Origin of the sequence: Amycolatopsis albidoflavus (assembly GCF_039525725.1) — a bacterium.
Classification (GTDB): domain Bacteria; phylum Actinomycetota; class Actinomycetes; order Mycobacteriales; family Pseudonocardiaceae; genus Amycolatopsis; species Amycolatopsis albidoflava.
This window is the reverse complement of record NZ_BAAAHV010000017.1, coordinates 77,341-88,254: the sequence shown is the minus strand read 5'-3', so window position 1 is coordinate 88,254 and position 10,914 is coordinate 77,341. Positions and strand designations below refer to the sequence as shown.

General features: G+C 68.7%; 10 protein-coding genes. 6 read left to right on the top strand and 4 right to left on the bottom strand.

All coding sequences use genetic code 11. From position 1 onward, the window contains the following. Positions 1-91 precede the first annotated feature (91 nt). Both ABD156_RS27960 and ABD156_RS27955 read left to right on the top strand, forming a co-directional pair. A complete protein-coding gene (locus ABD156_RS27960) occupies positions 92-865 on the top strand; it encodes an AraC family transcriptional regulator (protein WP_344280037.1) in 774 nt (257 codons plus the stop codon). Positions 866-940: 75 nt separating this feature from the next. After that, positions 941-2,104, top strand: a complete 1,164-nt coding sequence (locus tag ABD156_RS27955) for a 4-hydroxybenzoate 3-monooxygenase (protein ID WP_344280034.1) — start codon at positions 941-943, stop codon at positions 2,102-2,104. Here the strand turns inward: ABD156_RS27955 and ABD156_RS27950 are convergent, their stop codons facing one another. The 3 genes from ABD156_RS27950 to ABD156_RS27940 all read right to left on the bottom strand — a co-directional run bounded on the left by ABD156_RS27950 (position 2,105) and on the right by ABD156_RS27940 (position 4,205). Next, positions 2,105-2,305, bottom strand: coding sequence for a hypothetical protein (locus ABD156_RS27950; protein WP_344280031.1), 201 nt, complete (start codon positions 2,303-2,305; stop codon positions 2,105-2,107). A gap of 71 nt (positions 2,306-2,376) precedes the next feature. Then, entirely contained in the window at positions 2,377-3,018 is a 642-nt protein-coding gene (locus ABD156_RS27945) for a response regulator (RefSeq protein WP_344280028.1), read from the bottom strand. Continuing rightward, positions 3,006-4,205 (bottom strand): sensor histidine kinase, encoded by a 1,200-nt coding sequence (locus tag ABD156_RS27940; protein ID WP_344280026.1) that lies wholly within the window; start codon positions 4,203-4,205, stop codon positions 3,006-3,008. Before ABD156_RS27940 ends, ABD156_RS27945 begins: the two co-directional genes overlap by 13 nt. 149 nt (positions 4,206-4,354) lie before the next feature. Here ABD156_RS27940 and ABD156_RS27935 point away from each other — a divergent pair, with 149 nt between their 5' ends. Genes ABD156_RS27935 through ABD156_RS27925 form a run of 3 tightly spaced genes read left to right on the top strand, consistent with a single transcriptional unit; the run spans position 4,355 to position 9,224 of the window. Further along, on the top strand, positions 4,355-5,095 hold the full coding sequence (locus ABD156_RS27935; protein WP_344280023.1) for an ABC transporter ATP-binding protein: 741 nt from the start codon (positions 4,355-4,357) through the stop codon (positions 5,093-5,095). 5 nt (positions 5,096-5,100) lie between these two features. Further along, on the top strand, positions 5,101-7,671 hold the full coding sequence (locus ABD156_RS27930) for an ABC transporter permease (protein ID WP_344281215.1): 2,571 nt from the start codon (positions 5,101-5,103) through the stop codon (positions 7,669-7,671). 14 nt (positions 7,672-7,685) lie between these two features. After that, complete coding sequence (locus ABD156_RS27925; protein WP_344281212.1) at positions 7,686-9,224, top strand: amidase; 1,539 nt, start codon at positions 7,686-7,688, stop codon at positions 9,222-9,224. A 4-nt stretch (positions 9,225-9,228) separates the two neighbouring features. Here the strand turns inward: ABD156_RS27925 and ABD156_RS27920 are convergent, their stop codons facing one another. Next, a complete protein-coding gene (locus ABD156_RS27920; RefSeq protein WP_344280020.1) occupies positions 9,229-9,750 on the bottom strand; it encodes a nuclear transport factor 2 family protein in 522 nt (173 codons plus the stop codon). 96 nt (positions 9,751-9,846) lie between these two features. On the opposite strand from ABD156_RS27920, the gene ABD156_RS27915 reads away from it, so the two are divergent. After that, positions 9,847-10,470, top strand: coding sequence for a TetR/AcrR family transcriptional regulator (locus ABD156_RS27915; protein WP_344280017.1), 624 nt, complete (start codon positions 9,847-9,849; stop codon positions 10,468-10,470). The last annotated feature ends 444 nt before the right edge of the window (positions 10,471-10,914 follow it).

Genomic DNA, 10,914 nt, shown 5'->3' with positions numbered 1-10,914 from the left:
TTCCCTCAAGGAGCCCTTCACGGACTTCGGGACCCAGCCACATGGCCGCAAGCCGGGCATTCCGGTGCGTCACTCCGAGTAAGCTCGGCTCGTGCCGGAAATCCGCCCGAGGCCCGCGGTGGTCGCGCAGATCGTGGAGAAGCGGGGCCATCTCGCGCACGGGGACGGCATCGCGCCGCACCGGCATGTCCAGGGCCAGCTGCTGTATCCGTCGGCGGGCGTCCTCGCCACCACGACCGAGCGCGGCACCTGGGTCGCTCCGGCCAACCGGGTCGCGTGGACACCGCCGGGTTTCGAGCACTATCACCGTGCGTACGGCCAGACCGAAGTCCGGGTGCTGGAGTTCTCCGGGGAACTGTCGGCGTCGCTGCCGGACCAGCCGACCGTGTTCGAGGTGTCGCCGCTGCTGCGGGAGGCGTTGCTGGTCCTCACCAGCGGCCGGACCCTTCGCCCGGAGGCCCGGGAGCGGTTGCGCGGCGTGGTCGTGGACGAGCTGGTCGTCGGCCCCGACGAAGCGATGTACCTCCCCGCCGCGTCCGACGACCGCCTGCGTGCGGTCACCGACCTCCTCCACACCAACCCCGCGGCGTCGCTGACCCTGGCCGAGTTCGGCCGCACTGTCGGGGCAGGGGAGCGGACCTTGAGCCGCCTGTTCCAAACCGAGCTGGGGATGAGCTTTCACCAATGGCGCAGCCTGTTGCGCGTGCAGCACGCGCTCATCCGGCTGGCCGAGGGCGACGCCGTCATCGACACCGCCGCCCGGCTCGGGTGGGCCAATCCCACCAGCTTCATCGAAGCGTTCACCACCGTGGTCGGCCAGACGCCTGGCCGCTATCAGCAGGAACTGCGCCGCGGCGACCGGTGAGGTTTGGCGGGTTTCCGGCAGACCTAGTCGGGCTGCTGGTACCGCTGGCGGCCGAGTTCCTGCGAACCTGGAGACATGACCGCAACACCGTCCGAAGTGGACGAGAAGACCACCGTAGTGATCGTGGGCGCCGGAGTCGCCGGGCTCACCCTGGGAATTTTCCTGCTGCACAGCGGAATCGACTGCGTCATCGTGGAGAAGCGCAGCCGGGAATACGTCGAACAACGCCAGCGAGCCGGAGTCATCGACACCCGGGCCGCTCGGATGTTCCGTGCGCACGGCCTGGAAGACCGGGTCGTCGGCGGCGTCCCGACCCAGCCGGTGCTGAACTTCCGCATCGACGGCGAAACGCGCCCGCTCGCCCTGGACACGAACGACCAAGGCGACGGACGGTTCTGTCCTCAGCAGGTATTGGTCCGGAACCTGATCGAAGTTTTTCTCGCGGACGGAGGAGATCTCCGCTTCTCCACGGAGGTTTCCATCGAGAATCTCGACCGCCCGCTGGTGCGTTGCGCAGGAAACCAAACGATCGCCTGCGAGTTCATCGCCGGATGCGACGGAGACCGAGGCGTCAGCCGAGCCGCGATCCCCGAACTCACGCGCTACACCCACGAATACGGCTACGCGTGGCTGACGGTATTGGCGGAAGTGCCCGCCAAGCACCAATCCATGATGGCACTCCACCGCCGTGGCTTTGCCGGACAGTTCGCCCGAGGCCCGCAAGCGAGCCGGTTCTATCTGCAATGCCCGCTGGATAGCTCCCTCGAGGAATGGACCGACGACCGCATCTGGACCGAGATCGAAGCCCGTTTCGAGGAACCCATGACCCGGGGCACGATCGCCAGCACCCAATTGGTGCCGCTGCGAAGCGTGGTGCACAGCACGATGAATCACAGTCGCCTGTACCTCCTCGGCGACGCCGCGCACATCGTTCCGCCGATGAGCGCGAAAGGAATGAACCTGGCGTTGCACGATGCCGAGTTGTTCGCGGACGCCGTTGTCCGCTACCGGAAAGAAAAGGATTCAAGCCTGCTCGACAGTTATTCGGCTACCGCGCTGCGGCACGTCTGGAAATACCAGGCTTTTGCGAACTGGTGGACCGAATTGGTGCACAATGCCGGTGACTCCTCCTGCCAAGGTGAGTTCCGACGGCAAGCCGCGCGTGCGGAGTTGAAGGGGTTGTTCGAGCCCGGCCCGGCAAACCGTTTGCTGAGCGAGTTCATCGCCGGGCTCGCCTGATCAATCCTTGCGCCGCGCCAGGAAACGCACCAGCAGCAACACCAGGCACACCCCCGCTATACCGCCGCCGATGTACCGGTAAGTGTCCTCCAGACCGGCGAACTGGCCGATCGAATTGGCGGCGGCACCGGCGAGAAAAACCAGCCACAGCAAGGCAGTAACAACAGGGCCGCCGGCGGTGCGGCTTCGGGAAGTCTCCATGCCGAGAACACTATGGACCGACGAGGGCGGCAACCACGCCGTAGACCCCCAACTTCGTGGTAGCGCCTGCGCTACCTCTTCCCGTTCAAATAAGCCAGCACCGCCAGCACCCGCCGGTGTCCGCTGTCCTCCGGCAGGCCGAGTTTCGCGAAGATGTTGCGGATGTGCTTGAGCACCGTCCCGTCGCTGACCACCAGCAGTTCCGCGATCGTGGCGTTGTTGTACCCCTCCGCCATCAGCCCGAGCACCTCGCGTTCGCGCGCGGTGAGGGCGTCGATCGGGTCGCGGCGGTGGGCCAGCAGCTGGGTCACCACCTCGGGGTCCATCGCCGTGCCGCCTTCGACGACGCGGTGCAGCGAGTCGAGGAACTTGGCGACCTTGCCGACCCGTTCCTTGAGCAGATAGCCGACCGCGCCCTTGCCGTCCGCGAGCAGTTCGGCCGCGTAGCCGGTCTCGACGTGCGCGGACAGCACCAGCACCGGCAGCCCGGGGTGCAGCTGCCGCGCTTCCACGGCCGCGCGCAGGCCCTCGTCGGTGTGCGTCGGAGGCAGCCGGACGTCGGTGATCACCGCGTCCGGGCGGTCTTCGCGGACGAACGCGAGGAACTCGCCGGTGTTGTCGAAAGCGGCGGCGACCTCGATGCCCGAGGTGTCCAGCAACAGCACCAAACCTTCTCGCAGCAGGGCGTCGTCCTCGACGATCACGACCCGCATGGCAACTCCACTTCCAGAACTGTCGGTCCACCGGGCGGGCTCGTGAGCGTGACCGTCCCGTCGAAGGCCTCGGCGCGTTTCCGGATCCCGGCGAGTCCGCTGCCTTGGGATTCGTCCGCGCCGCCGCGGCCGTCGTCGCGGATTTCGATCCGCAGGGTGTCGATGGTGCCGTCGAGCGTAATCGACGCCTGTTCAGCGCCGGAATGCTTGGTCACGTTCGCCAGCGTTTCAGCGACGATGAAGTACACCGCAGCCTCCACCGCGGCCGGTCGGCGCGCGCTGCTGCGAACGTCCACAGTGCACGGAACCGCGCACCGGTCGGCGAGAGCGGTGATCGCGCCGTCGAGGCCGCGGTCGGTCAGCAGCGGCGGGTGGATGCTCCGCACGACGGTGCGCAATTCGGCGAGGGCTTCGGTCGCCGCGTCCTGCGCCTTGCCGAGCAATTCCCTGGCCTTGGCCGGATTCCCTTCGAAAAGCTGATCAGCGACGCCGAGCTGCAGCACGACCGCGGACAGCCGCGCCTGCGTCCCGTCGTGCAGATCACGTTCAAGACGGCGGAGTTCGGCACCGTGCGCCTCGAGCGCGGCGGCGCGGGTCGCGGTCAGTTCGACGACCCGGTCGGTCAGCGAGGCGCCGGGCCGCGGACCGAGAAGCGCCCGCGTCGCGAGTGCTTGCCAGCGCGCCAGCGGCGAAGCCCAGAAGGTGAGCGCGATCATGACGATCCCGCTGAAAACACAGAGCGCGGCCGACGGCCAGGAGTTCACCATGAATTCCAGCGAGCTCTGGATCCCGCCGGGCACCAGCCACCAGAACACGCCGGTGAGGATCTGGCGCAGCCCGCCCAGCGGCAGGCTGAACGCGAGCACTCCGACGATGAAGCCGACCACGGCATGCACCGCCAGCCACGCGAGATCCCGCAGGCTCGCCGGGTCGCGGATCGGCGAAACGTTGGCATACGGCTCGGCGATCGGCTCGCCGAGCCTGCGGCCGGCCCGGCGGCGTTCGAAGCGCAGCGGGTAGCGGATCAGTTTCAGCGCGACCGGGAGCGCCGGGATTCCGACGCCGATCAAGCACGTCGCGAGCACGATGGCCATCGCGAAAAAGAGCAGCATGGCGAGGAACGAGGTCGCGGCCCCCACCAGCAGATAGCGGAGTCCGGACCACCACGAGCGCAGCCGGTTTTTCACTCCCGCATTGTCCCATTAGGACCTCCCCACCGGGCGTGGTGGTGCCTGCGCTACCCCCAAGACTCCCGCGCTCGGGATCGTTTCCGCGCGCCCGCCGCCATAGCTTCGATACCGACAGAGAATCCGCTGGTCCGAGGAGCGACACGAAGATGAACACAGGCGGTACACACGCCCTGAGGCTGGAAGCGGTGCGCAAGATCTACGGCTCCGGCGACGGCGCGGTCACCGCGCTGGACGGGGTGTCGGTCGGGATCCAGCGGGGCTCCTTCACCGCGGTCATGGGGCCGTCGGGATCCGGCAAGAGCACCTTCCTGCACTGCGCGGCTGGTCTGGACCGGCCGAGTTCGGGTCGGGTGCTGCTCGGCGAAACCGAGCTCGGCGGGCTCCGCGAGCGGTCGCTCACCGAATTGCGCCGGACCCGGATCGGGTTCATTTTCCAGGCCTACAACCTGCTGCCGTCGCTGAACGTGCTGCAGAACATCACCCTGCCGATGCGCCTCGCGGGCAAGAAACCGGATGCCCGCTGGCTGCGCGAGATCGTCGACGGGGTCGGCATCGCGAAGCGGCTGGAGCACCGCCCGGCGGAGCTGTCCGGGGGACAGCAGCAGCGCGTCGCGATCGCCCGCGCGCTGATCACCCGGCCGGAGGTCGTGCTCGCCGACGAACCGACCGGCGCGCTCGACACTCGCACCGCGCGCCAGGTGCTCGACCTGTTGCGCACGGTCGTCGACCAGATGGGCCAGACCGTGTTGATGGTCACTCACGACCCGGTCGCCGCGTCCGCCGCGCACGGCGTGCTGTTCCTCGCCGACGGCAAGCTCGCCGGCCATCTCCCGCAGCCGACCCCGGAGCGGGTCGCCGAGCGGATGACCCACCTCGGGGAGTGGTGACCGCCATGTGGTCGTTGGCTTTGCAGACGACGAAGGCCCGGCTGAGCGGGTTCGTCGGCGCGTTCATCGCGATCCTGTGCGGCACCGCGCTCGTCTCGGGCTGCGGAATCCTCATGGAATCCGGTCTTCGCGCCGGAGTCCCGACCCAGCGCTACGCCGAAGCCGCGGTGGTGGTCGGCGGTCCGCAGACCACGAAACCGCCTGGCGCGGATTTCGGCGAGTCCGAGCAGATCAGCGAACAGACCACGGTGCCGGAGACGCTGATCTCCAAGATCGCCGAAGTGCCCGGCGTGCGCCAGGCGGTGCCGGAGCAGGACTTCCCGGCTAACGTCGTGACGTCCGGCGGCCAGGTGCTCACCGGCCCGGACGGCGCCCAGTCGCGCGGGCACAACTGGGACGCGGCCGTGCTGGCCCCGTTCTCGTTGCGCGAAGGCCACGCTCCCGAAGCGTCGAACGAGGTCGTTCTCGACGCGGAGTTGGCGGCCCGCGGCGGCGTTTCCGTCGGCAGCACGGTGCGGATCTCGACCCGTTCCACGCCCATGGACTTCCGCGTCACCGGCATCGCCGCGCCCAAAACCGGCAACGGCTTGCCGCGACAGTCGGCCTTGTTCTTCTCCGCCGGGCGCGCCGCTGATCTGTCCGGGAAACCCGGGCAGGTGCACGCGATCGGCGTGCTGGCCGCGCCCGGAGTGTCCACGGGGGATTTGGAAAGCCGCATCAGCGAGGCGGTCAGCGGGCAACCGGTCACGGTGACGACCGGCGTCGGGCGCAGCACCGTCGAATTCCTCGACGTGAGCCAGACCCGGGTGCTGCTGTTCGCCCTCGCGGGTTCGTTCGGCGGGTTCGCGATCCTGGTCGCGGTGTTCGTCGTGTCGAGCACGCTGGCCTTGGTGATCAACCAGCGTCGCCGGGAATTCGCGCTGTTGCGGGCGATCGCGGCCACGCCGAAGCAGATCCGCAAGCTGATCAGCGCCGAGACCATGCTGATCGCCGTCACCGCCGGAGTGTTCGGCGCGGGCTTGGGCGTCGCCGTGGCCTACGGACTGCGCAACGCCTTCTCCCAGATCGGCGTGATTCCGCCGGACTTCGACCTCGCGGTCGGCCCGGTCCCGCTCGTCGTCGCGTTCCTGCTCGGGTTGGGCGCGGCGCGGCTGGCCGCCTGGTCGGCGGCGCGGCGTCCGTCCTCGATCCGCCCGATCGAAGCGCTCGGCGAGGCAGCTGTCGAACGTCGTGAACTCGGCCGGAGCCGCCTCCTCATCGGGTGGCTGCTGGTGCTGGCCGGCTTCGGCGGCGCGACCGTCCCGATGTACGTGACCGGCGACGGTGCGCTCGCGGCCTCCTCGATGTCCGCGCTGGTGGTCGTGATCGGGCTCTCGGTGCTCGGGCCGAAGGTGGTCGCCTTCATGACCCGGATCATCGCCCCGGTCTACTCCGGCGTCTCGCGGATCAGCGGATACCTGGCCGCCGCGAACAACCAGGCCAACGCCCGGCGGCTCGCGTCGGCGGTGACTCCGGTGATGCTGGCGGTCGCCTTCGCGATCTCGATGTTCTACAGCCAGACGTCGTCCGCGGCGGCCAGGCAGGAACAGGCCGTCCGGTCGACCACCGCGGACCACGTCCTGACCAGCACCACCGGTGCGCTGTCCCCGGAAGTCGCCGCGGCGGCACGGGCGATCCCGGGCGTCGCGGCGGCCACCTCGGTGGTCCGCACCGACGTCGTCACCACGGTCCCCGAGGAGAAGCGGCTGCGCGTCATGAAGTACCCGGCGCAGGGGCTGGACGGCGACCAGGTGCGCGGCGTGCTCGATCTCGGTGTGGTGTCGGGGAATCTGGCCGACCTGCGCGGCGACACCGTCGCGATGAGCAAGGGCGAAGCCGATTGGTACGACAAGAAAATCGGCGACGACGTCGACTTCTGGTTCGCCGACGGCCGCCCCGCGAAGGTGAAACTGGTCGCGGTCTACACGCACAACCAGGCGTTCGGCGAGTACGTCCTGCCTGCCGACCTGGCCCGCTCGCACACCGGCGACCGGATGGACAATTCCGTTCTGGTGCGCCAAGACCCGAATGCCGACCCGGCCGCGATGACCGCCGCGCTCCGCGAGCTCAGCACTCGCTATCCAGGCCTGACCGTCGCGCCCGGCTCCACGGTGTCCGCCGCGGCCAACTCCGCGAGCCAGCAGCAGTTCTACCTGAACCTGGTCGCGGTCGGCGTGATCCTCGGCTATGTGGTGATCTCAGTGGCCAACACGCTGGTGATGACCACGGCGCAGCGATCGCGGGAATTCGCGCTGCTTCGGCTGATCGGCACCACGCGAGGCCAGGTCGTGCGGATGATGCGCCTGGAAGCGTTGACGACCGCCGGAGTCGCTGCGTTGCTCGGCACGGTGGTAGCGGCGATTCCGTTGGTACTGCTGAATCTCGCGACGCGCGGCACACCGCTGCCGTCCGGAACGCCCGCGGTGTTCGGCGGAATCATCGCCGGAGCTTTCCTGCTCAGCCTGGTCTCGCTCGGTCTGTCCACTCGGGTCACCTTGCGCGCCAAGCCCATCGACGCCATCGGCCTCCGCGAATAAAAGGAAGAACCTTGCTGAAACAGCTTTCGGCGGCAGTCCTCACCGCGGCGGGCCTGCTCCTGCCCGCCGCGGCGGACGCCTCGCCGGCCCGCTTCCTCGACCAGTCCACGATTCCCGATCTGCAGCGCGCGATGGACCGCCGGCAGTTGACGTCGGAACAACTGACGCGCGGCTACCTGCGCCGCATCGAAGAGCTGAACCCCCGGTTGCACGCCGTCGTGCAAACCAATCCGGACGCACTGGCGGCGGCGAAGGAGAGCGACGCCCGCCGCCGGCGGCACTCCGCTCGTGGTGCCCTGGATGGAATTCCCGTGCTGCTGAAGGAAAACACTGACACCGCGGATCGGCAGACCACCACCGCCGGCTCGACCGCGATGCTCGGCTCGCGTCCGGCCAAAGACGCCGTCCTGGTCCAGCACCTGCGCGCCGCTGGTGCGGTGGTGCTCGGCAAAACGAACCTGTCGGAATGGTCGAACTTCCGCTCGACCGCGCAGATCCCTGGCTGGAGCGGGGTCTCGGGACAGACGCGCAACCCTTATGCGTTGGACCGCAGCCCCTGCGGTTCGTCGAGCGGCTCGGCCGTGGCTGCGGCAGCCGGTCTCGCGACAGTCGCCATCGGCACCGAGACCGACGGTTCGATCGTGTGCCCGGCGGCCGCGACCTCGACCGTCGGCGTGAAAACCAGCCTTGGCGCGGTAAGCCGCAGCGGCGTCGTGCCGATCACCGCCCAGCACGACACCCCCGGCCCAATCGCGCGCAATGTCACCGACGCCGCGCTCACCCTCTCCGTGCTCGCCGACGCGGACCCAGCCTCGGCCGGTGCTGCGATCCCGAAGAACATTCTCCTGGATCGCAACGCCCTGCGCGGCAAGCGAATCGGTGTCTGGCGAAAGGGCCACACCGGCATCGACCAGCAAGCCGACCGTATCTTCGAGTCCACAGTGCACACTCTGCGCTCGCTTGGCGCGACGGTGGTCGACGGGGCAGACGTCGAGGACATCTCGTGGTCAGTCAAACCGGATCTCCTGCCCGCGTTGCTGACCGAGTTCAAGCACGACCTGAACGCCTACCTCGCCGCGACCCCTGGCGAACACCCGCGGAACCTGTCCGAGCTGATCGCCTACAACGACCAGCACCGCGACGTCGAAATGCCGCTGTTCGACCAAAATCTCTTCCTCGAAGCGAACGCGACCGACGGCAACCTGAACGACCAGACCTACCGCCGCCACCGCGCCGCCGCGACCGGCATCGCGCAACGTTCGATCGACGACGTGCTGGCGTCAAACGGCCTCGACGCGATCGTCACCCTGAGCGGGTTGCCCGCTTCGCCGCTGGACCGCCCGGGCGACGCGAGGTTCCTGAGCAGTACTCGCAACACTTCCGTCGCCGGTTACCCGAACATCACCGTGCCCGCCGGATTCGCGGGCCAGCTGCCGGTCGGCGTTTCGTTTGTGGGCACGAAATACCACGATGCGCAGTTGCTGGGCTTCGCTTACGCGTACGAGCAGGCTTCGCACGCGCGGCAGGCGCCGCGGTACCTGCCCGCCGCATAGACCGTCAGCTTCCCGGCGGCGTCCACGGACCCGCCGGGAGGCCGACCTGGCGGAGGACGTCGGCGAGGTTGTAGTAGTCGGTGAGCTGGCGGATCCGCTCGCCGCGCAGGTCGATCAGCGTGCTGACCGGGACGCGGAAGGACTTGCCGGTGGCGGGCCGGGTCTTGTCGAAGGCCCCGGTGTCGGTGCCGGAGAACGTCCAGCGCACCGCGATCCGGTCGCCGGAGCGGAACGCGTCCTGTACGTCGACGTGTGCGTTCCGGATGCTTCTCTCGGTGATCTCGACCCAGTTCGCGACGCCTTTCTGCCCGCTCATCGCGACCTGGAAGGCGTTGTCCTGGTAGGTGCCGTCGTCGGTGAACAACGAGGCCATCTTGGCGGCGTCGCCGGTGTTCCAAGCGTCTGCCCAGGCCTTGACGACGTGCGGGATTCGCTGGCTGACCTGGGCCTGAGCGACGCTGCCCGAGGTGAGCGCGGCCAGGACAGCGACAACTCCACCGACGACGACGTTGCGGATCTTCTTCATGACGTTTCCTCTCCGAGTTCGACTTACAGCTGTAACCATAGATGCATAACCTAACGCCCGTAAACCCATCTCGCTAACAGCTGTAAGCTTGCGGTCGTGAACGCACCAGAAGGCCGCGCCCGGAACCGCCGCGGCGAAGGCGCCCGGCTGCGGGAGGAGATCGTGCGGGCGGCGGCCGAGATCCTCGACGAAGGCGGTGGGGAGGACGCGGTCACCCTGCGCGCGGTGGCCCGGCGGATCGGCATCGCGGCGCCGTCCATCTACCGGCACTTCGCCGACCGCGACCAGATCCTGCTCGCCGTGGTGCAGGACGCGTTCGCCGAGCTGAAGGAACGCATCGAAGCCGGATTGGCCAGGGCAGACCGGCCGGACGCGCGGCTGCGCTCGGTGTGCACGACGTATCTGGACTTCGCGCTCGAACGCCCGAGGCGCTATCGCATCCTGTTCGGCGGCGTGTGGAATGCCGCACGGGCGGCCGAGAATCCGGAGATGGCCCCGGCGGCGGAGGAGATCGGACAGGAAGTGTTCGCCCTGCTGGCGCAAGCGGTGCAGGACTGCGCGGACGCTGGCCTGTCGCGCAGCACCTCCGCGTTCTCCGACGCGACGGCGCTGTGGGCCGGACTGCACGGCTTGGCCGAACTACGACCGGCGGCCCCGATGTTCCCCTGGCCGGAGGACGTTTTGGAAGTTCTGGTGGACCGGCTCGCCCTGCTGAACTAAGCCTCGCCCGACGGCTGTGCGCGAGACTCATCCGATACCGCACGACTGAGATCGCGTGCCGAAAGCCGTTCGGGCGCACTGCGATGCCCCGAGCCGCCCGCCCGCCCGCTCCGCGTGCCCGCCCGCCCGCACGCACGCCCGCACGCCTGCACGCCTGCACGCCTGCACGCCTGCACGCCTGCACGCCTGCACGCCTGCACGCCCGCACGCCCGCACGCTCCGCCCGCTCCGCGTGCCCGCACGCCCGCCCGCTCCGCGTGCGAGATGTTGCAGATGTCCGTGAGGGGAACCCTGAGGGACTCAGAGTCCCTCGGGGTTCCCTTCACGGACTTTCCCTTGCGCCCCGAACGCCACCTCGACGGCGCGGCATGCACCCAATGTCACCCCGGCGCGGAGCAGCCCCGGCCGCAAGGCCGAAACCGCCGCCGAATGTCCCGCTGATCG

Bases quoted from the DNA above. Each gene is read 5' to 3' on its own strand.
- ABD156_RS27955 (WP_344280034.1), top strand. From the start codon at position 941: ATGACCGCAACACCGTCCGAAGTGGACGAGAAGACCACCGTAGTGATC.
- ABD156_RS27950 (WP_344280031.1), bottom strand. From the start codon at position 2,305: ATGGAGACTTCCCGAAGCCGCACCGCCGGCGGCCCTGTTGTTACTGCC.
- ABD156_RS27945 (WP_344280028.1), bottom strand. From the start codon at position 3,018: ATGCGGGTCGTGATCGTCGAGGACGACGCCCTGCTGCGAGAAGGTTTG.
- ABD156_RS27935 (WP_344280023.1), top strand. From the start codon at position 4,355: ATGAACACAGGCGGTACACACGCCCTGAGGCTGGAAGCGGTGCGCAAG.
- ABD156_RS27930 (WP_344281215.1), top strand. From the start codon at position 5,101: ATGTGGTCGTTGGCTTTGCAGACGACGAAGGCCCGGCTGAGCGGGTTC.
- ABD156_RS27920 (WP_344280020.1), bottom strand. From the start codon at position 9,750: ATGAAGAAGATCCGCAACGTCGTCGTCGGTGGAGTTGTCGCTGTCCTG.